The 20615-nt window shown below is 44.6% G+C and carries 23 protein-coding genes, 4 tRNA genes and 1 pseudogene; 9 read left to right on the top strand and 19 right to left on the bottom strand.

Annotated features, from left to right (window positions below; translation table 11 throughout):
* Positions 1–197: 197 nt before the first annotated feature.
* The gene (locus MKR94_RS13885; RefSeq protein WP_241647475.1) at positions 198–452 is read left to right on the top strand and encodes a hypothetical protein; all 255 of its coding nucleotides are present in this window, start codon (positions 198–200) and stop codon (positions 450–452) included.
* Between the two features lie 47 nt (positions 453–499).
* Entirely contained in the window at positions 500–712 is a 213-nt protein-coding gene (locus MKR94_RS13880; RefSeq protein WP_241647474.1) for a hypothetical protein, read from the top strand.
* A gap of 264 nt (positions 713–976) precedes the next feature.
* Here the strand turns inward: MKR94_RS13880 and MKR94_RS13875 are convergent.
* The 4 genes and pseudogenes from MKR94_RS13875 to MKR94_RS13860 form a co-directional block, all read right to left on the bottom strand.
* A pseudogene (locus tag MKR94_RS13875) lies at positions 977–2145 on the bottom strand (tyrosine-type recombinase/integrase).
* A gap of 152 nt (positions 2146–2297) precedes the next feature.
* Positions 2298–2372 (bottom strand) — tRNA-Arg (locus MKR94_RS13870).
* 208 nt (positions 2373–2580) lie between these two features.
* Positions 2581–2751, bottom strand: a complete 171-nt coding sequence (locus tag MKR94_RS13865) for a hypothetical protein (RefSeq protein ID WP_241647473.1) — start codon at positions 2749–2751, stop codon at positions 2581–2583.
* 311 nt (positions 2752–3062) lie between these two features.
* A complete protein-coding gene (locus MKR94_RS13860; RefSeq protein WP_241647472.1) occupies positions 3063–3188 on the bottom strand; it encodes a DUF2256 domain-containing protein in 126 nt (41 codons plus the stop codon).
* Positions 3189–3423: 235 nt separating this feature from the next.
* On the opposite strand from MKR94_RS13860, the gene MKR94_RS13855 reads away from it, so the two are divergent.
* Positions 3424–3609, top strand: coding sequence for a hypothetical protein (locus tag MKR94_RS13855; protein WP_241647471.1), 186 nt, complete (start codon positions 3424–3426; stop codon positions 3607–3609).
* A gap of 78 nt (positions 3610–3687) precedes the next feature.
* On the opposite strand, the gene MKR94_RS13850 is transcribed toward MKR94_RS13855, so the two are convergent.
* Entirely contained in the window at positions 3688–4206 is a 519-nt protein-coding gene (locus tag MKR94_RS13850; RefSeq protein WP_241647470.1) for a GNAT family N-acetyltransferase, read from the bottom strand.
* Between the two features lie 125 nt (positions 4207–4331).
* Positions 4332–5186, bottom strand: coding sequence for an SDR family oxidoreductase (locus MKR94_RS13845; protein WP_241647469.1), 855 nt, complete (start codon positions 5184–5186; stop codon positions 4332–4334).
* A gap of 205 nt (positions 5187–5391) precedes the next feature.
* On the opposite strand from MKR94_RS13845, the gene ahr reads away from it, so the two are divergent.
* Together ahr and MKR94_RS13835 are read left to right on the top strand one after the other, a co-directional pair.
* Positions 5392–6408: an NADPH-dependent aldehyde reductase Ahr gene (gene ahr / locus MKR94_RS13840; protein WP_241647468.1), complete on the top strand. Its 1017-nt coding sequence runs from the start codon at positions 5392–5394 to the stop codon at positions 6406–6408.
* Between the two features lie 164 nt (positions 6409–6572).
* On the top strand, positions 6573–7007 hold the full coding sequence (locus MKR94_RS13835) for a GNAT family N-acetyltransferase (protein WP_241647467.1): 435 nt from the start codon (positions 6573–6575) through the stop codon (positions 7005–7007).
* Positions 7008–7037: 30 nt separating this feature from the next.
* Here the strand turns inward: MKR94_RS13835 and MKR94_RS13830 are convergent, their stop codons facing one another.
* From MKR94_RS13830 to MKR94_RS13805, 6 genes are all read right to left on the bottom strand, one after another.
* Entirely contained in the window at positions 7038–7220 is a 183-nt protein-coding gene (locus MKR94_RS13830) for a DUF2474 domain-containing protein (RefSeq protein ID WP_241647466.1), read from the bottom strand.
* Entirely contained in the window at positions 7204–8211 is a 1008-nt protein-coding gene (gene cydB / locus MKR94_RS13825) for a cytochrome d ubiquinol oxidase subunit II (protein ID WP_241647465.1), read from the bottom strand. The genes MKR94_RS13830 and cydB overlap by 17 nt, the downstream gene beginning before the upstream one ends.
* 1 nt (position 8212) lies before the next feature.
* Positions 8213–9634, bottom strand: a complete 1422-nt coding sequence (locus tag MKR94_RS13820) for a cytochrome ubiquinol oxidase subunit I (protein ID WP_241647464.1) — start codon at positions 9632–9634, stop codon at positions 8213–8215.
* Between the two features lie 296 nt (positions 9635–9930).
* Positions 9931–10227, bottom strand: a complete 297-nt coding sequence (locus tag MKR94_RS13815; protein ID WP_241647463.1) for a hypothetical protein — start codon at positions 10225–10227, stop codon at positions 9931–9933.
* A gap of 117 nt (positions 10228–10344) precedes the next feature.
* Positions 10345–11055 (bottom strand): hypothetical protein, encoded by a 711-nt coding sequence (locus MKR94_RS13810; protein ID WP_241647462.1) that lies wholly within the window; start codon positions 11053–11055, stop codon positions 10345–10347.
* A gap of 204 nt (positions 11056–11259) precedes the next feature.
* Complete coding sequence (locus tag MKR94_RS13805) at positions 11260–11733, bottom strand: universal stress protein (protein ID WP_241647461.1); 474 nt, start codon at positions 11731–11733, stop codon at positions 11260–11262.
* Between the two features lie 270 nt (positions 11734–12003).
* Here MKR94_RS13805 and ypdK point away from each other — a divergent pair, with 270 nt between their 5' ends.
* Positions 12004–12078: a membrane protein YpdK gene (gene ypdK, locus MKR94_RS13800; protein ID WP_099824793.1), complete on the top strand. Its 75-nt coding sequence runs from the start codon at positions 12004–12006 to the stop codon at positions 12076–12078.
* A 32-nt stretch (positions 12079–12110) separates the two neighbouring features.
* On the opposite strand, the gene glk is transcribed toward ypdK, so the two are convergent.
* A complete protein-coding gene (gene glk, locus MKR94_RS13795) occupies positions 12111–13076 on the bottom strand; it encodes a glucokinase (protein ID WP_241647460.1) in 966 nt (321 codons plus the stop codon).
* A gap of 136 nt (positions 13077–13212) precedes the next feature.
* A complete protein-coding gene (locus MKR94_RS13790) occupies positions 13213–14451 on the bottom strand; it encodes an Nramp family divalent metal transporter (protein WP_241647459.1) in 1239 nt (412 codons plus the stop codon).
* Positions 14452–14805: 354 nt separating this feature from the next.
* On the opposite strand from MKR94_RS13790, the gene MKR94_RS13785 reads away from it, so the two are divergent.
* Complete coding sequence (locus tag MKR94_RS13785; protein ID WP_241647458.1) at positions 14806–15990, top strand: NupC/NupG family nucleoside CNT transporter; 1185 nt, start codon at positions 14806–14808, stop codon at positions 15988–15990.
* A gap of 44 nt (positions 15991–16034) precedes the next feature.
* Here the strand turns inward: MKR94_RS13785 and MKR94_RS13780 are convergent, their stop codons facing one another.
* The 4 genes from MKR94_RS13780 to MKR94_RS13765 form a co-directional block, all read right to left on the bottom strand.
* Positions 16035–16523 carry a DUF2938 family protein gene (locus tag MKR94_RS13780; RefSeq protein WP_241647457.1) on the bottom strand — a complete coding sequence of 163 codons (489 nt, stop codon included), beginning with the start codon at positions 16521–16523 and terminating at the stop codon, positions 16035–16037.
* 157 nt (positions 16524–16680) lie between these two features.
* Positions 16681–17835 carry an AI-2E family transporter gene (locus tag MKR94_RS13775; RefSeq protein ID WP_241647456.1) on the bottom strand — a complete coding sequence of 385 codons (1155 nt, stop codon included), beginning with the start codon at positions 17833–17835 and terminating at the stop codon, positions 16681–16683.
* Between the two features lie 156 nt (positions 17836–17991).
* Positions 17992–18067 (bottom strand) — tRNA-Ala (locus tag MKR94_RS13770).
* Between the two features lie 36 nt (positions 18068–18103).
* A tRNA-Ala gene (locus MKR94_RS13765) sits at positions 18104–18179 on the bottom strand.
* A 287-nt stretch (positions 18180–18466) separates the two neighbouring features.
* On the opposite strand from MKR94_RS13765, the gene MKR94_RS13760 reads away from it, so the two are divergent.
* On the top strand, positions 18467–18817 hold the full coding sequence (locus MKR94_RS13760) for a YfeC-like transcriptional regulator (protein ID WP_241647455.1): 351 nt from the start codon (positions 18467–18469) through the stop codon (positions 18815–18817).
* Between the two features lie 37 nt (positions 18818–18854).
* Here the strand turns inward: MKR94_RS13760 and gltX are convergent, their stop codons facing one another.
* Positions 18855–20270 carry a glutamate--tRNA ligase gene (gene gltX / locus MKR94_RS13755; protein ID WP_241647454.1) on the bottom strand — a complete coding sequence of 472 codons (1416 nt, stop codon included), beginning with the start codon at positions 20268–20270 and terminating at the stop codon, positions 18855–18857.
* A 268-nt stretch (positions 20271–20538) separates the two neighbouring features.
* Here gltX and MKR94_RS13750 point away from each other — a divergent pair.
* A tRNA-Val gene (locus MKR94_RS13750) sits at positions 20539–20614 on the top strand.
* Position 20615 lies beyond the last annotated feature (1 nt).

Below are 20615 nucleotides of genomic sequence, written 5' to 3'. Positions count from 1 at the left end.
AATACTGTAAAAATCATTATTTACACATAACGCTATGTTCTTTATATGTTTTTCAAGACAATGCCGTTACTTCAAAAAAAGCTATAAATAGTAGGTAGAAGCTATGGGAGATATTCAGTTTAAATGTGAAAATGTGTATGGCAAGGTAAGAGGGTAGGTTCATTACTGATTAAACTTATTAAAAATAGGAATTAGTTGTGGAGAAATTTACCGTAGAAACGACCGCAGAAATTAAACCTACATTTATAGGTGTGTATTCAAGTGAACCTGATGACTCAGGAGTTTTAGTACACGAAATAAAAGTTAAAATCGATGATTCCTCAAGGGAATATATATCTAGCAAGCAAATTGGTGAAAGCATCATCTGTTCCTCAGACACCAATCCGCGAAGAGATTACTATCTGATATCCCACACCGATGATACAGCAGTTCTTAAAACTAAAATCTGCTAACTGAGCCGCCCGCTTCGGCGGTTTTTTATTATCTAAAGTAAACCATTATGTACGCAGATATAGCAGACCAAGCTGACACAGAAGCGGAACAGCACGTAAACGCTGCATTGGCGAGAAGAGTTAGGCCCGAACCAGTATCAGTCATTTCTAGAAACCGATATTGTGGCGATCAATCGGTTACCGGTACAAGTTATTGCTGCTGGGAGTGTCGTGAAGATGCTGAGAAGATTGCCTGCGCTAAAGTTTTTAACCACCACTAATCCCCACCCTTAAACCAACCCATCCTATTCTCGCACCGATAATCGGCGGAATCGTTATGTCTGCAGGAAGGTAAAGGAGAATGCTATGGCATTAACGCAAGACCCATTATTAAGCATGAAGGAAATGTGCGCCGACTCGGGGTACACAGAACAGTATTTCTATAAGCAAATCAGAATCGGTACGCTGGCCAAGTCAAATAAATACGGCAGAACATCACGCTGGCCAATGTCTGAATACGAGAAGTGGAAGCATCAATCCGGCCATCATTCTTGTGTGCCGTCAATCCAGTTAGCCCACCATTGCATCATCTCTCTACGCTTTTCCAAATACTGCGCATGGTTATATATTCCACGGATGGAGTTACTATCAGAGTGCGCAAGCTGCCTTTCAATAGCATCGTGTGGCCAGCCGTGTTCATTAAGAACGGTAATGAATTGGTGACGGAATCCATGCCCCGATGCTATCCCCTCATAGCCTATCTGCCTGATTACCTGTAATACCGAGTTTTCACTGATAGGCTTCTTCTTATCTACCCTTCCTGCGAAAACAAAATTTGACACCGGCTCAGTCATCGGTCGGATGATTTCGATTAACGAAAGTACCTGGTCAGACATTGGGACCAAGTACTCACGCCTACCTTTCATCACTCATTCATCTATCCTGATTAGCCTGTTTTCAATATCGACGTTTTCCCATTGCATAGACCTCATCTCTTTTGTGCGCATAGCTGTGTACTGGAGAATTTGCGTAGCTATGCGAGATATAACGCTGCCAGTAAATCCTTCAAGAGCTTTATTGAATGCAGGTATCTGGTCGGCAGGTAAAAATGGATAGTTCTTTTTACGGTAACCTTTCATTGCATCAGCAAGGTCAGGGGCGGGATTATATTTGGCTCGCCCCGTCATAATGGCGTACCGGAAAACTTCACCTCATCGGCGACGAGCTTTATTAGCCCGCTCCATAGCCCCGCGATTTTCAAAGTGACGAATCACTGAGAGAATTTGCATGGGTTCTATCTCATCGATATTCCGGTCGCCAATCAGAGGGAGAATATCATCGGAGAACATCCGGCCAAGTTCCTGCGCGTGCCCCTCTGACCACACCTTTCGCTTATGCTCATACCACTCATGATAAATAGATTAGCAATGCAGGGAGTTACTTTCCGATCGCTTACTCATCTTCTTTTCTTCAGACGAGTCAATACCATTCGATATTTTTAGCTTAGCCTCAGATTGTTTTGCCCGAGCCTCGGCCAATGACACCTGAGGATATGAACCTAGAGCCAGCGTTTTTTCTCTACCATCGAATCTGTACCGCAACCGCCAAACCTTTTTCTTGTTGGGGGTACGAAAAAAAATAGGCCACCAGAGTCAGCGACCCTATAGGCTCTCTCTTTCGGCTTAGCAGAATCAATCTGTTTGATGGTGAGCATGTGGTCATAATCCTGAGGGTATAAAATGGCGCCCACAATATGCCCGCAAAATAGCGTAGTCGTCAATTGACTGCGGTTTACTATAGTTCGTTGTGAGGTAAGGCTTAGGTGGGTATTTTGTTGACTTGGGTTTACGTCGGTTTACTTATAGATGGTGTCCCCTGCAGGAATCGAACCTGCAACTAGCCCTTAGGAGGGGCTCGTTATATCCATTTAACTAAGGAGACCTTGCGCGTAAGTCTTTCACTTCGTGGAAGAATGGTAATGATAGCGCGTTTGTTGGCTTTCTATCAATCACTGACGCAGCCATTTTTATCGCAAGCTTATACATGGCTATAAAATAGACTCCAGTTGTTTACTTTATACCCAAAAAAATGGAGTGTTAATGTATAACACATGTACTTCTCCGTTATCGCGTAAACAACGAGGCACCAACTAGCGATTATTGGCTCTATACCCTTTCAATATATCTGCATAAAGGGTATTAACCATCTCACCCGCTTCGGCGGCCGTTTTTCCTGCGCAAATCCCAGCTCTGATCAGTTCTACAATTACCTGTTGGGCTGCGGCATGGACATAAGTGATGGGATTGATGATCTCTGACATATTAACGCCTTTTAATAAGTTGAGGAGTAAATACACTAAGACGTTTTCTATAAAGTAAATAGTACTAAAATATATTCACACCTATCACTAGCGTTAAATCACAATATAAATATAATGTAGAGAAAATTCATAAAGTTAATGATAAATAATTTTATAAAGTAATAAACCTATTGAAAAGATTTTTATGGGAATTAATTTTAACCAATGATTACGGCAGCATAATAATACGTAATTTCTGGCAATTATGCCATATTACCCCAAGCCACTGCCCCTGTGTAATGGTCATTGGGGATAAAAGAACATCGTTTATTTTACTGTCGCCGACAGCGCTCGGAGCATTTTTTTACCTCATCCCAACATTTTTCCCACTTTTTTCGCCAACTAAAGGGACGACCGCAGACTGTACAAATCTTTGTTGGACGATCACTTTTCTTCATAAAAAGACCTCTATCAGTTTGAAATCTTTCCATTCTCGTCGAGAGTGGATGCGTAACTTAACTCTAGGCCCAATGTAAGGGGAGATAGCATTTTCTGTAGTGCTATGGCTAAAGTTAATAACACTTATAGCGTAACGATATAATGAGTACCGTTTACGAAAATAACTAATTGTGTAATAGTCACTGACTAAAAGGAAAATAGCATTAATAATCTGACTCAACGAAGGGTTATTCTATGAGCACTAAAAGCACGCTTAATGCACTTGTCGGTCAAGCGACCATAGCGTTACTTAGTATCAATAACACTCTCACCAAAGATGACCTTTTACTTTACCTCTCTCAACAACGGGACAGCTTATGTTTAAGCCATTCTGATTTCTACACTATCAGTAATGTACTTAACCGGGTTGATCAGCATTAACGTGATGTCGTCACTATTACGATAATTTCCGCAATGGAGCCATTTACTATTTCGATAAATAAATGGCTCGATCATCGGCTAACTCAATCCTTCACCAAAATACTCACTGGCGAGCTTGGACATCATAATCGTATCTTGATAGCGGCCATTTTTAAATGCGGCTTGTCGTTGAGTTCCTTCCACAACGAATCCTAAATGTTGATACAGTGCAATAGCGGGTTGATTATCGGCGAAAACGCTCAGCTCTACACGCTGCGCAGCTAACCAATTGAAAGCATAATCCAACCCGAAGTTGATTAACTGACGCGCAATACCACGACGGGCATAATCGCTATCAACTGTAATACCAAAAGACACTACATGCCTCAGTCGAACGAGTTTTTCTGTAAATAAAGTAATATTTCCTACCACTACCCCATCGAGCTCTGCAACGAACCCGATATGCCCAACATTAGGGTAGTTAATGATTTTTTGTTCCCAAAGCTCTACGGACGGGCAAGGTAGTTGTAAGGTATTTTGCTGAGTAGCGGGTTGACCGTAGATCTCGGCCAGGCGTGCAGCATCTTCTCGAGTGACAGCACGAATCTTAACGCTCATGATTAATCCCCAAAAGAAAATATAATCTATATCAGAGCATTAAGTCCCGTACAAGAATGATTAGCATCACTGCTCAAAGTAAACAGCTCTAATCATTCCACGCTTTACCAATCTTTGCTGGCAGATTACCGACCATTTGGGGTTTCAGGATCGATCTCGTAAGCTTTTTGAACCAGCGGATGACGTGAGGCTTCGGTCGTGACTTCGCGGGTCCATACTTCTTTCATCTGTTGCTGTGTTCCTTCGATAATCTCTGCTGGAACAACGTTACGGTATTGAGAGATCTCACCGGTAACCACTCGCGCGATAACATCGGAGACCTGGAATGGGTGGAACTGTTCATGAGGAAAAGCAATCCCCTCGTAATCAAATACTGTATCTATTTTGTCCTCTGGCCACCAGTGAGTCCACGCTTCGAACATTCTATCGTTGAAGCCCGTGAGAATTGGTCCTGGATTAACCGTAGCGACTTGCACGCCAAATTCTTGTAACTCGCTGTTGAGTGCCTCTGCGAATCCTTCTAAAGCATGTTTGGATGCTGAGTAGGCGCCAGCAAAAGGATCTGTTGTGATACCCGCTACAGAAGAAATGAATACTATTTTACCCTTTTTTTTCTCAATGAATTGGCGAGCGAAGTGTTGTGTGAGCAGTATTGTGCCAAACACATTGACTTCAAATTGCCGACGCAGTTTGTCTTCCGGTAGATCGACGACAGCACCGCCTTCCGATATCCCAGCATTATTGACTAAGACATCGATTGACCATTGCGCTGCACGGAGCCGATCATTCTCATCGCTGATATCAAGCTTCTCTACTTGAAGGGTTAATCCCAGCGAACTCGCCTCATTTTTCAGGGGGTGGACCTGTGCAACTATTTCGGTCGTCGCGATAACATCGTAACCTTGCTTTGCCAACAAAAAAGCACTTTCTCGGCCAAATCCACTCCCCGCTCCGGTGATTAATACAGTTTTCTTGCTCATGACATCTCCTAAGGTAAGTTCGGCACGATCCGTGCTAACGGTATTCGTCGTTCGATATTCAGATACCGTTAAGGCTATATTACGCTCAACTAATACGCAACGTGCCGCACAAAGTGACTTTGTCAGCTACACTTTAAGGATGACAAACTACCAGTTTAATAATTCTGACTAATTTTAAATACTTATCCTCAAAATGGGAAAAGAGATGAAAATAAAAAGCTATGCTGCTCCTGCTGCCGGTAAACCATTAGAGTTCTATGAATACGATGCGGCACCACTTGGTGAAGAAGAAGTCGAAGTCACAGTTGATTATTGCGGTCTGTGTCACTCAGATTTATCAATGATCGATAATGAATGGGGCATTTCGAGCTACCCACTGATTGCAGGTCACGAAGTATCTGGCCGTGTGTCAGCCTTGGGCGAAAGTGCAAAAAATAAAGGCCTGAAAATTGGCCAAGCGGTCGGTATCGGTTGGTCTGCGAAAAGCTGTTTACACTGCGATGCTTGTATTCGCGGTAATCACTCTAACTGTGAATCAGGTACAACTCCCACTATTCTAAACCGTGGTGGCTTCGCCGAGAAAATCCGCGCCGATTGGCAATGGGTAATTCCTTTACCTGAGGCGTTAGATCCTACTCTCGCAGGCCCATTACTCTGTGGCGGGATTACCGTGTTTAAACCCCTACTCATGAGTCAAATCAATGCGATGAGTCGTGTCGGTGTAATCGGTATTGGCGGATTAGGCCACCTTGCCGTCAAATTACTGAAAGCGCTGGGTGCCGAAGTTGTCGCGTTCAGCTCAAACCCAAGCAAGAAAGACTCTATTCTCGAATTAGGTGCCGATGAAGTCGTCAATAGCCGCGATGCTGAAGCCTTAAAGGCCCAAGCAGGACGTTTTGACCTCATTATCAGTACCGTAGCTGTAGATTTGGATTGGAAACCTTATTTTGATGCGCTAGCACCTGAAGGAAAATTCCACACTGTCGGCGCTGTGATGAAGCCCATCGAAGTTGCCGCCTTTGACCTGATTGCAGGCGATAAATCCATTGGTGGCTCCTCAACCGGTTCACCTGGGGAATTACGTTCATTGCTGAAACTGGCAGCACGTAAAAAAATTACGCCTAAAATTGAAACCTTCCCAATGTCTAAAATCAATGATGCATTGGATCATTTGCGTGCGGGTAAAGCGAACTTTCGTGTTGTTCTAAAAGCAGATTTCTAATCTTAGTGACGGGGAGCTCCCCTCCTCGTCATCTTTTTTAACGTATTGAGTTTCGCCCTCTCCCACTCTTCAATTAAATTTTCTTTTTCTGAGCATAAGTTACTTGAACTTTACCTCACTTATGTCCACATTAGCCTGTGTCCTTAACTCTTTGCTAGTGGTAGATGACTGTGAAAATTGAGCCGATCACTCTTGAACAATGTTTAGATCTCCGCCAACACGTTTTATGGCCGGACCGCCCTCGTGAATCGTTGCGTCTTACTGAAGATAACGATGACACGGCACGACATTTCGGCTTATTCGTTCAGGATAAGTTAATCAGCTGTGTTTCATTATTTATGACCAATAATGACTGTTGGGTTATTCGTAAATTCGCCACACTTGAAGAGTATCAATCTCGCGGCTATGGTACTCAGTTACTCCAGCAGACTTTGGCGATTGTTGACCAAGCGGGAATAAAAAAAGTCATCCTTGATAGCCGTCGTACGGCTATCCGTTTCTATCAGAAATCGGGCTTTCAGATCTGCAGCGAGCCATTTATTAAAGACGGTGTAGAATTCGTTAAAATGCAGCGCTATACCGATTTAAGTTTACAATAAAAAAAGGGCTCACAGTGTGAGCCCTTTTTTTCAGCGAGTCATCCCTGCACTGTGCATCAGTAGCCAGAGGATAATCGCTACCACACCCAGTGCGGCAATACTGCCTAACCAGATCAGCAATAGCCAACGAAGCTGACCCAGTTTGCTAGAGGGCTTAGCGCCCTCCGACATAGGTACTGGACGTTTAGCCGCCAACTCAGTGATACCCTTCATCTTCAGAAATTTTTCCACGGAAGACGTAATAACTCCAGAAGGTGTACATCAAAATAACCGGGATAATCAGTAACCCCCCCACTAACATAAAGCCTTGGCTTTGTGGTGGTGACGCGGCCTGCCAAATGGAGATAGACGGCGGAATAATATTTGGCCACAAGCTAATACCCAGTCCGGTAAAGCCAAGGAAAATTAAGCCCAACGTTAAAAGGAAAGGAGCATAATCCGCGCGACGTTTCACTGCCTTCAAGATCCCTAACCCGCAAATAATCACTAAAACAGGTACTGGTAAGAACCAATAGAGATTCGGGCGAGTAAACCAACGCTCAGAAATGGCATTGTGCGCCAACGGAGTCCAGATACTAATGATCGCGATAACAAACAATAGCGCAATAGTCAGTGGCTTGGTCAGTTGTGACATTTTATCGTGTAACGCATGCTGAGTTTTCATGATCAGCCAGCTACTGCCTAGCAGAGCATAGGCTAACACCAATCCAACACCACAGAACAACGGGAACGGCGATAACCACCCCATCACATCACCAGTAAAGACGCGATCTGTCACCTGAATACCATCGAGAATGGTACCGACTGAGATACCTTGCATAAAAGTCGCAAGGAAAGAGCCGCCAATAAAGGCTTTATCCCAGAAAGGACGGTGATGTTCTGTCGCTTTGAAACGGAACTCGAACGCCACACCGCGAAAAATTAATCCGAATAACATTAGTGTAATAGGGATCGATAAAGCGTCAGCAATCACAGCATACGCAAGCGGGAATGCACCGTAAAGCGCAGCGCCCCCCAAGATGAGCCACGTTTCATTACCATCCCACACGGGGGCAACTGTATTGACCATCATGTCACGTTCAACAGGGTCTTTGATAAAAGGAAAGATTAAGCCAATCCCCAAATCAAAACCATCCATCACGATATACATCAAGATGGCAAAGATGATGATGGTGAACCAAATAATTGAGAGATCGATACCCATGTTATTTTTTCTCCTCTGGTTTCTTAGAGGCGTCTACGGCAGAGAGTGGACGAGCCGGCGTGTGGTGTTGACCTGGACCACCATGGATCTCTTCTCTTCCCTCGCCTTCGACCGGGCCTTTCTTGATTAAGCGAATCAAATACACATACCCAATGCCGAATACCGATGCGTAGACGACGATAAATGCAATCAAGCTAAAGGTCATTTGTAATGCACTATGAGGAGAAACGGCATCACGCGTACGTAACACACCGTAAACAACCCAAGGCTGACGCCCAATTTCAGTCGTGAACCAACCGGCTAACATTGCTAACAAACCAGAAGGCCCCATTAGCAAAGTGAACCACAAGAATGGACGAGAATCATAAAGACGCTTTTTATAACGCATCCATAGACTAGCGACACCCAGCAGGATCATCAGCATGCCCAACCCAGCCATCACACGGAATGACCAGAAAACAATCGTCGAGTTAGGACGATCCTCTTTCGGGAAAGTTTTCAATGCAGGAACTTGCTTATCGAGGCTATGCGTCAGAATTAAACTCCCTAAGTAAGGGATTTCCAGCGCATATTTAGTTTTTTCCTGTTGCATATCTGGAACACCAAACAGGATCAGCGGAGTCGGCTCACCCGGAGGGTTTTCCCAGTGACCTTCAATCGCGGCAATTTTCGCTGGTTGATGTTCAAGTGTATTTAGGCCGTGTGCATCACCTAAGAAGGCTTGGATAGGTGAAACGATCAAAGCCATCCATAATGACATGGATAACATTTTCTTGATGGCAGGCGTTTTATTTCCACGCAGTAGATGCCAAGCCGCTGAGGCCCCGACGAAAAACGCTGTCGCCAAGAAAGCGGCGGTACTCATATGCAGTAATCGGAACGGGAATGAAGGGTTAAAGACGATTTGCATCCAACTTTCAGGTATTACTACACCGTTTTGGATACTGAAACCTTGCGGCGTTTGCATCCAGCTGTTGGAGGCGAGAATCCAGAAGGTCGACAAGATGGTACCCAATGCCACCATACAGGTTGCGAAGAAGTGCAAGCCACGCCCCACGCGATTCCATCCAAATAGCATTACCCCAAGGAAGCCAGCTTCCAAGAAGAACGCCGTCAACACTTCATAGGTCAACATGGGACCCGTGATGCTTCCTGCGACTTGGGAGAATCCGCTCCAGTTAGTCCCAAATTCATAGGCCATTACTAGCCCCGAAACGACACCCATACCGAAGTTAACCGCGAAAGCTTTGATCCAAAAATGGTACAAATCGCGATAGGTTTCGTTCTTCGTTTTTAACCACAATCCTTCTAGCACGGCGAGGAAACTCGCTAGCCCGATCGTGATCGCCGGAAACAAAATATGGAAAGATACAGTAAACGCAAACTGTAATCTTGCCAGATGAAATGCATCAAGCCCGAACATTGCCACCTCTTACATTACAATTAAAAGACAATTAATGATAAAACTTAACAGACAGTAAAATCATTTAACACATTGATTTTTATCAAACTATTTTACGCTTATCGTCTGATATGAACAGAATTAATCATAATATTTTAAGAGTTTTTAGTGGACCAACTGTTACCTAAAGGTGTGCAGTAAATAGAAAGTAATTAAAGTGTAGCGGGAAAGAAGGGAAATTGAAGTAAGGGGAACGGCAGTGTTAGTTAAGTGTGAACAATCTCAACAATTAGCCAGCGAAGCGCTGGCTGGTATCCTTAATTTTTGATCTTATAGTTGCATTGGAACCAACGTGTCGTGTAACCAGGCAGTGAACCAACTTCCTCTGGTAGAGGATCCACTTTATCAAAACCTTGTTGAGCACAACGTTGTGTAATGTAGGCGTTAAGCGCAGCGTGATCGAGCTTATGGGATTGATAACGGAATTGATAAGTATGAGCAACTTTATCGTGATCAATCTCGGTAAAGCCCCCTGGCTGTTGCTTCGCACACCCGGCTATTAGGGTACATACACTGACGACTATTCCGACCAAAAGTACCCTATTCTTTGACATGCCAAGCCTTCCATAATGAGTTCAGACCTTCGATCTCGCTACTATAACCGAGATGATGGCACCCTATACCCTGTTATAGGGCCCTGAAGTTCATTTTCAGTAGATTCTTAATGATTATCAGCCGACAACCATCTGTCGAATGAGGTTCGCGGCCTCGGGCTGCGGAAGTTTTAAAATCGTGCGGTACAGGTCTATCGACATCACACAAAGCTTCTGGTGATCTGTCGCTAAATCTTCCGGTTGATTAAGTTGCTGTAATTGGTTACCCCAGTGTGGATAAAGCCTTTCCACTACCTCGTTCAGTGCATTATGCGCGGCCTTGATATCGCGTGCTCGATCACTGCCTTGGCTATGAAGGAAAAGTTGCTCTAAAGCTTGTTGATCAGCTTGATTCATTTTGGGGCTCAAGAGAGTACCAATATTTACGCCACCTGAGACCTGCGGATAAAGAAAACGGTAACAACTTTCTGCCAAGACCGCATTTAATGCCTGCATCTCTTGCACTGCGACTGTAATGTAATCCGTTACCGCAAGGTCATCTGCTTTAACAATTCTGAGATTTACTAATTCAGTTAGCTGGCCACGTACCTCGCCAATCGCTTGTAGCTGACTATGCCCTGCTGCTAATGAATGGAGAAAAGATTCTCTTACTTCTTGCCATAGCTGCGGCTCTTGCTGTTTAAGTAAGCGATAGCCTGGTAATGTGGCGAATTGGGCTAAAGCCTGTTGCTGCGCAAGCTGGTGAGAAACCGTTGAACGAGAGTGTAAACGATAGCCAATAGCACTTAAAATGATGATAATTATGACAATAAGAGTCGCTTTACGCACAAATAATATCCGTTAATTTCACTACTCTGTCTAATCTTCACTATAACAATGAGTCAAAGACGAAATAGTGGGTAATTAGAAGCATTGGACGAAAAAGATAATCTGGATCATAACCTAGTCCTCACTCTTTAGAATATAGCTAATTTTATCGGGAGAATAAGCCTGAAATTGTTAATTTTCTCTTCTAGCCGCGGAAATGAGCCATTAGCTATCGCTCAGCCCAGCACGTAAATCGATTAACACCGGACAACTTGCGGTTTCGAGCACTTCAGCGCTAACAGAACCTTTAAATAGCCGGTTAAAGGGAGAAAGATGCCGGCGTCCCATAATGATCATGGAGGCAGAAAGCTTATTCGCTTGCTCAACAATGACTGCTGCCGGTTTCCCGCGACAGAGAAGGCCCCGTGCGGGGATACCAGACTGCTGAAAAGGCACTAATGCGGCACGAACAGCGGTCTCAGCACAGTTTAAGAGATCTTTAGGCTGACCATACTGTTGGACGACTTGGTCAATCGCGCACTCAATATTCATCACCTCTCCCTCGACGCCACCCTCAGTGGGCAGGCAACAAAGCACCACAACAGACGCATTACGAAGAAGGGCTTCTTGTAGCGTCAATTGACTGATCGTAGCGGAAAGATTGTTCTGGTGATCGATAGCCATTACCACTGTATTCATCACATTAGCCCTGAGTCGAAGATATTTTTACTCTACTGTCTTTCTAAATACTCTCTCAAGTTATTTAATCAAAAAATCTCAGCTGAGGTTTACCCATATCATGTCATTGCGGTGTCAATGATGTTAACTCTCAGTAAGGAAATATTTCTTTTTACGTTAACTCAACGTACATTATGCGGGATCAAAATCGTGATACGCATCACGTAGTACGATTACGATAAGCTGTAACCAAGGTATTCAGCGGAATAAAATGATAATAGAGGATATCTTATGAAGTATGCACTGATGGGAATTTCGTTTTTTGTTGTGCTGTGGCTAGCGACTTTCGTTCTACTGCTCAAATAATAACAGGGCATAAGCCCTGTTAAGCTCTCGGTTTACAATATCGAACCGAGGGTTTGGCGCATATGTGCCCCTGCCCCAAGTAAACCAGGCTGTTCATGGGTGATCATGTAGACGGGAATATCCTTAACATAATCACGAAAACGCCCTTTGTCCTCAAAAGCAGCGCGAAAGCCTGATGCCTTAAAGAACTCAAGGAAGCGTGGGACAATCCCACCGGCAATGTAAACGCCACCGAAGGTCCCTAAGGTTAACGCTAAGTTGCCACCAAAGCGGCCCATGATGACACAGAATAGAGAAAGTGCACGACGACAGTCGATACAGCTATCTTCTAACGCTCGTTCACTCACTTCGCGAGGTTTAAGTTCCGCTGGCTCACGATTGTCGGCCTTAACGATACCGCGATAGAGATTGACTAATCCTGCACCAGATAATACGCGCTCAGCTGAAACATGCCCCATCTCTTCGCGTAGGACTTCGAGTATTTGGTCTTCTTCTTCACTGTTCGGCGCGAAATCAACGTGTCCGCCCTCTCCAGGTAAAGGGACCCAACGCTTATCCACATGTACTAAATGGCTAACGCCGAGACCGGTGCCCGCACCATAAATAGCAATAGGTTTATCGGCGACAGGTTCATCCCCACCAAATTTTAATACGTCATTCTCTCCTAACATCGGGATAGCCATTGAAACTGCAGTGAAGTCATTAATCACTTCGAAGTGTTCGAACTGTAAGTTTTCTTTCATAGCTTGAATCGAGAAAGCCCAACGGTGATTAGTCATAGCAATCCAATCACCTTTAACTGGACAAGCAATAGCGATACAGGCATCAACAACGTCGATGTGTTGTTGACCTAAATACTGCCGAATCACCGCTTCAAGGCTCGGGTAGTCTGATGTTGGAAAAGTATCAATTTGCGATATTAATCCGTTAGCCACATCACAAAGTGCCAACCGTGCATTGGTGCCACCCACATCACCGACTAATGCATATTTAGTCATTATTTTTAATGCTCCACTCGGGATAAATCATCTTAAGTCGTCAAACAACCTAAGCTAAGTTTCAATGAGCTCCGTTACGCCTACGCCAAAAGCGCAGGCCAGTAAACTCAATAAAAGGTCAAGAGGACAATTATTCTTACAATCCAATAAAGCCGCCGAATAATAATCCCAAATTAAGCGAAACAACAATCAGAATGATCCCCCATGCTGCTAGCTTTATCCAGCGGGTATTGACCAGATCACCCATAATTTCGATTTGGTTAGTAAACCTCAACAATGGTATCAGAGCAAGTGCAATCCCAAAACTTAAGACAACCTGACTCAATACCAATATTTTCGTTGCGTCCATACCCGCCATGATGACAATAAAGGAAGGCAACATAGTGATAGTACGGCGTAGCCACAAAGGAATACTGAAATGGACAAAGCCCTGCATCACTACCTGCCCCGCCAAAGTCCCTACTACGGTTGAGGAAAGCCCTGCAACCACTAAGCTTAAGCCAAACACCACAGTGGCTGCATTACCTAGCAAAGGTTTTAATGTCATATAGGCTTGATCGAGTTCACTTATCCCAGTATGACCATTAAAATGGAATACGGCCGCTGCAGTCGCCATCATCGCTAAGTTCACAAAACCTGCAATAGTCATCGCAATCGCAACATCCAGTTTTGTCGAGGCATAACGTTGTGCTTTATTTTTATCGTCACCACGTTGCGTCAACGCAGAATGAAGATAGATCACGTGCGGCATAATCGTTGCGCCCAGCACCCCTGCAGCGAGATAGAGTGCATTAGTATCAGGTAATCTGGGCACCGCCATTCCCACCAGCAATCCACGTGGATTAGGCTGTGAGAAGAATAATTCAACAATATAAGCCCCAGCAACGAAAAGCAGCATTAGCCCAATTAACCATTCCAACGGCTTCGGACCACGGCTTTGTAGCATTAAGATTAGGAAGGTTACTCCTCCGGTAATCACTGCCCCTTCAAGAAGACTTATACCGAGTAACAGTTTAAACCCTAGCGCGGCACCGATAAATTCAGCCAGATCCGTTGCCATCGCAATGATCTCTGCCTGTACCCAATAGAACCATACTAAAGGCTTAGGAAAGCGATCGCGAATATGCTCGGCGAGGTTTTTCCCCGTCGCGATGCCTAACTTTGCTGAGAGTAGTTGAATCAACATGGCCATGATATTGGCCCAAACGACTACCCATAACAGCTGATAACCATAACTGGCGCCAGCTTGGATATTGGTAGCAAAGTTGCCGGGATCGATATAGCCGATAGCCGCAATAAAAGCCGGACCTAATAACGACATTTTAGCTTTGCGTTGAGTCATAAAAGGCATTGTCGTTTTCTGGCGACTAGACATAAATGAATCCTAGTTAACATGATGTCCAACTTTAGGCGATCCCATCAGTGAAAAGAAATCGATATAAGTAATCACTCTGATAGCAATCGCTACAAAGTATAGCCTTTGCTATACCCTGTATTAAGGTACCTGTTCATTTGCTCATCAGCAACAGTTTTATTACTTGATCTTACTGAAGATAGCTTACCTATAACCTAATATTCCATTATCGATAACAAATCGATCTTTACCACGAAAACTAGCAAAAAAATATGAGATCTAATGCTTATAATGAGTAACTTTACTCGTTTTTGCTTTCACTCTCCCCTAGAATAGCGCCCTACGTTCTATCCCTTTAGTTTTAAGGCACTATGCATGTCACAAGCACTTCATTTTGTACTCGCTCTGATAGTTATAGCCGTTCTAGCGCTGATTATAAGCAAAGACCGTAAAAGTATAGCTTACCGCTATATTTTACAGCTTTTAGTGGTCGAACTGGTGTTAGCTTGGTTTTTCCTTAACTCCAACGTTGGATTGGGGGTGGTTCAAGGCTTCTCAAACTTCTTCACCATGCTTCTTAAATATGCAGCAGAAGGCACAAATTTCGTGTTCGGCGGCTTGAACGATAAGGGAATGGCGTTCTTTTTCCTGAATGTGTTGTGTCCGATAGTCTTTATCTCTGCCCTGATCGGTATTTTGCAGCATTTCAAAATCCTACCGATTATCATCCGTTTTATCGGGACAGTGCTCTCGAAAATTAACGGTATGGGGAAACTTGAATCATTTAACGCCGTTAGCTCACTTATTTTAGGTCAATCTGAAAATTTCATCGCTTATAAAGATATTCTCGGCAAGATGTCTGAGCGGCGTATGTACACCATGGCTGCAACCGCCATGTCGACAGTGTCGATGTCTATCGTGGGTGCCTACATGACTATGTTGCAGCCTAAGTATGTTGTCGCAGCCTTGATCCTCAATATGTTTAGCACCTTCATTGTGTTATCGATTATTAATCCCTACTCGGCTAAACAAGAAGAAGAGCTGTCGCTGAAGAATACCCATGAAGGACAGAGTTTCTTCGAGATGCTCGGCGAATATATTCTTGCTGGCTTTAAAGTGGCGATGATCGTTGCGGCAATGCTGATTGGTTTCATCGCGCTCATTGCAGCGATCAATGCCCTATTTACCGCTATTTTTGGTATTAGTTTCCAAAATATCCTCGGCTACATTTTCTATCCACTCGCTTGGGTCATTGGCGTTCCGAGCAATGAAGCGTTGCGCGTCGGCAGTATTATGGCGACGAAATTAATGTCAAATGAGTTTGTGGCAATGATCGACTTGCAAAAAATGGCCGGGCAGCTGTCACCACGCTCCGAGGGAATACTTTCCGTCTTCTTGGTCTCTTTCGCTAACTTTTCATCTATCGGTATTATTAGCGGAGCGATTAAAGGGTTAAACGAGAAACAAGGAAATGTTGTCTCAGGCTTCGGGCTAAAACTCATCTACGGCTCAACCTTAGTCAGCTTACTCTCCGCAGCGGTTGTCGGCCTAGTGCTTTAACGCTCTGCTCTTTACAAGCGGCTGAACAAGCCGCTTGTCTCCGCTCATGTGCTCGCGTAAAGTAATGCGAAACCGTACTGGCCGAGCGCAAAAATGGTATGGGCAATCACCATCATCAAAATTGCCTTAGCCTGATTCGGTATTTTTCTGCCGCAGAATCCAGCCCCCATCGCAGGCATAAAGAGCGCCAGCCCTGCAATAGAGCTCAGCACTATTCCCACTAAAAAAAGAGGTGGAAATGTCGGTGTGTGGATAAAGGGCTCTCCCCAGACGATCACGATGATCACCGCATAGGCGATGCCAACGAGATAGTGGAACGACCAGCCACTGACTTTTTCAACTACCGAAGGTGGCCGATTGTCTCCTTGTGTGGCGATCCACTTCCCCTGCCGCAGCCCTGTTAGCCAACGGCCAACGCTTCCCCAATCGGTGGGCGTTATTCCCTTTAGCATAAAGAGTATGAGCCCCCACAGATCCAACACCAACGTTGATCCAATGCCTACCACTAGACTAAACCCGATAAATGTATTCATTTCTATTCACTCAATCATTACTCATGACTGTAGCCTAGCATAGAGCACATAATCCTTTCGCACTGAGCGTCTTTATCTGTTGAGTCTGCTTAATCAAAGGTAAAAAAAAGAGCCCATCGATGATGAGCTCTTGGTGATTGAATTAAAAGAATAGGGATTATGACGACTGATCGCTGTGCTGATGTTCAGCCAATTTCGCTTTTACTGCCTCAGTTTCATCTTTCCCTTCGGCGATAAAGTCAGGGTCAATCTCCTCAGCGTTATCTTGATTTTCTCGGCCTGAGAGTAAATTCCAGCAGGAGATAAACAACGCGGCAATTAACGGGCCAATCACAAATCCGTTAATCCCAAACAGTTCCATCCCACCCAACGTCGAGATTAATACCAAGTAGTCAGGCATTCTGGTCTCTTTGCCCACTAAGAGTGGACGCAGGAAGTTATCCACTAGCCCGACCACCACAACAAAGAAGGCGATTAAGAACAACCCTTTCCAAACCGGGCCTAATACCAAGAAATAGATCGCAACAGGCGCCCAGATAATTGCCGATCCCACGGCGGGAATTAGGGACAAGAAGGCCATCAATGCTCCCCAGAGCACACTTCCTTCGACGCCCAAGAACCAGAAGGCAATGCCACCCAAAGCACCTTGAACGATAGCCACCACTACGGTGCCTTTAACAGTCGCTTTTGAGACTGCAGCAAACTTTAGGAGTAAGTGATGTTTAGCATGTTGCGTTAACGGCACAGCGTCTAAGAGTAGGCTAACTAAGTATGAACCATCTTTTAAGGTGAAAAACAGTAGATAGAGCATAATGCCGAAGCCGACGGTGAAACTGAACGTCCCTTGACCAATCAATAGCGCACTGTTAGCAAGTGTGTGACTGCCTTGCATGGCGAGCGTAGAGACTTTCTGCTGCAGGGTGTTTACATTGGTCAATCCGTAACGTTCCAAGAAATTCTGAACGAAAGCGGGCATATGCTGGATCAGCTGAGTGATGTCCCCGGCAAAATTCCCTCGGTTTTGAGAGACACTTTGGTAAAGTTGGTTACCCTCGTAAGCCAGCGACGTAGTAACAATAACTAATGGAATAAAAACAATCAGGCATATCACCAGTAGGGTAAGAAACGCAGCGAGCGCATTACGATCACCCAACCATGCTCTGATACGGGTTTTAAGCGGATAAAACAGTACCGCCAGGATAATTGCCCAGAAAATCGATGAGTAGTAGGCCTTAAGGACAAAGCAAAATGCAATCGTCGTTAATAGCAGTAATAGAATGAAGAATCCTTCATTAATTCCCTTAAGCTTCATAGCGTAATCTCAATTGACAAATAAAAATTCAGATATGTGTCGTAAAGCCGTCAATGGCTTACCGCGTAATTATTGCTTAATAAGTAATAAATTTCACTTAACTGAAGAAATAAAAATCTAATAAGGGATTAAATCGAAAGGAAAATCATTAAGAATTGGTGGAGATAAGCGGGATCGAACCGCTGACCTCTTGCATGCCATGCAAGCGCTCTCCCAGCTGAGCTATACCCCCACATCTAGGAATTTCATTGCACAAACTCGAAGAGTTTGGTGGAGCTAAGCGGGATCGAACCGCTGACCTCTTGCATGCCATGCAAGCGCTCTCCCAGCTGAGCTATAGCCCCTTCAATGAAGGTGTCAGTGTTACTGACGCCGGAATAATAGGTAACTGACTGATAACTGTCAACGTCATTTTTTATATCCTTGCGCAATCGCTGAAAATTACAGCAAAATGCTGAGAAAGCCATCATCCTCAAATTTTATTGACCTTTCCTAATTAATTAGCGCTGATAATTGAAGAAAGTATGAGTGAACGCATAATCTGTATGATTAGCACTTTTATTTTATTCCACTTCAAGTTATTTTCATAATTACGAGTTAACGTAAAACAATCAACTAGAAGGAACTGATTGTGAACAAGGAATGGATGACACCTGAAGAACTTGCGCAGGAAACGGGTTACTCGCGTCAAACCATCAATAAGTGGATTAAACGTGAAGGATGGACCACCGTTGCTAAACCCGGAGTACAAGGGGGTAAGGCACGATTAGTGCACATTGACCAACAGGTCACTGAGTTTCTGAAATCAGTGCGCCATGCGGCTGAACCACGAAGTCACTATACTGTTCGTAAAGATCAACTCACTCAGATTTTACTGAGTTCAGTCCAGCAAATGAGCCCTGATGAAAAAGCGCAGCTTACCTCTCTTCTATTACGAGAAGGTATTAGTGGCATTCTAGGGCGATTAGGCATTAATTCGTAGGGAGTCCCGGCAGCCTAAGCTGCCGGGGCTTAGGATACTAAGCTTGGTTTTCACGCTCACTGATAAAGGCGAGTGCTTGAGCAATTCTGTTAACGCTACGTTGTTGACCAATTGCCTCAACCGTAACATCTAAGGCAGGTGACTGCCCTGCTCCGGTTACGGCTACGCGTAACGGCATCCCCACTTTCCCCATACCCACTTCAAGCTCGGCAGCTGTTTGCTCGATAGCATTATGGATGGCTTCCGTCGTCCACTCGGTCAAGGCAGCTAATTTCGCTGAAATCAATTCAAGCGGCTGGCGAGCGACTGGGCGTAAGTGTTTCTTCGCCGCATCGGCATCAAACTCGTTAAAGTCTTCGTAAAAATAACGACAGGTTTCCGCCATCTCTTTCAATGTTTTGCAACGATCACCTAATAAAGTCACTAATTTCGCCAACTCAGGACCAGTGCGCGTATCGATCTGTTGTTGATCAATATGCCATTGCAGTTGTGTCGCCACATATTCAGGCGCCAACGTGGTGATGTAGTGATGGTTTAACCACAATAATTTTTCGGTATTGAACGCACTGGCTGACTTACTTACTGCATCAAGCTGGAACAGTTGCACCATTTCATCGATAGTGAAAATTTCTTGGTCGCCATGCGCCCAGCCCATTCTCACCAGATAATTTAGTAATGCTTCGGGTAAGAAGCCGTCGTCACGATATTGCATAACGCCGACAGCACCATGACGCTTGGAGAGTTTCTTACCATCGTCACCTAAAATCATCGAGACGTGCGCATAAATAGGAACCTCTGCGCCAATCGCTTTTAGAATATTAATTTGACGTGGTGTGTTGTTGATATGGTCTTCCCCACGGATCACATGAGTAATTCCCATATCCCAATCGTCAACGACTACGCAGAAGTTATAGGTTGGTGAGCCATCGGTACGGCGAATGATAAGATCGTCGAGTTCTTGGTTGCTGAATTCAATCGGTCCACGAATTTGATCATCAAAAATGACCGACCCCTCTTGTGGGTTACGAAAACGTACGACATGAGGTTCATCAGGAGTATGGCCATGTTCGGTATCTCGGCAACAACCGTCATAACGAGGTTTCTCACCCGCTTCCATTTGCTGTTCACGTAATGCTTCTAGACGCTCACGCGAGCAGTAACAGCGATAAGCAGTATCTGCTTCGAGCATCTGGTCAATCACTTGGTTATAGCGATCAAAACGTTTGGTCTGGTAATAAGGACCCTCATCCCAATTAAGGCTTAACCAGTTCATTCCGTCCATAATGGCTTCAATAGCTTCCGGTGTGGAGCGTTCAAGATCGGTATCTTCGATACGCAGAACGAAGTCGCCATGGTTGTGACGAGCGTATAGCCAAGAATATAGAGCGGTGCGAGCGCCACCAACATGAAGGTAGCCTGTGGGGCTTGGTGCAAAACGTGTTTTGATTTTCATTTGAGGTTTGCCTTAACGTACATTGGGTAGAACACCCGATAAAACCTTGTGGAATCGTATTATTCTTCGCACAGTGTAACAGTTAGCGCTTTTTCCTCAATAATAAGACATGACTAATTCTTACGGGGTGACGGAAATTATGTGGCTATTTTCGCCAAACTGCTCAAATGGCCGACAGAGTGGTGAAATTTAAACCGAACAGAAAATTAAGTGATAAAAAGCGTTGACTCAAAACCAACTATCCCTATAATGCGACTCCACACAGCGGGGGTGATTAGCTCAGTTGGTAGAGCATCTCCCTTACAAGGAGGGGGTCGGCGGTTCGAATCCGTCATCACCCACCAC

This window comes from Rosenbergiella metrosideri (assembly GCF_022602565.1).
In the GTDB taxonomy this organism is placed as follows: Bacteria; Pseudomonadota; Gammaproteobacteria; order Enterobacterales; family Enterobacteriaceae; genus Rosenbergiella; species Rosenbergiella metrosideri.
This window is presented reverse-complemented; position numbering and strand designations above follow the sequence as displayed.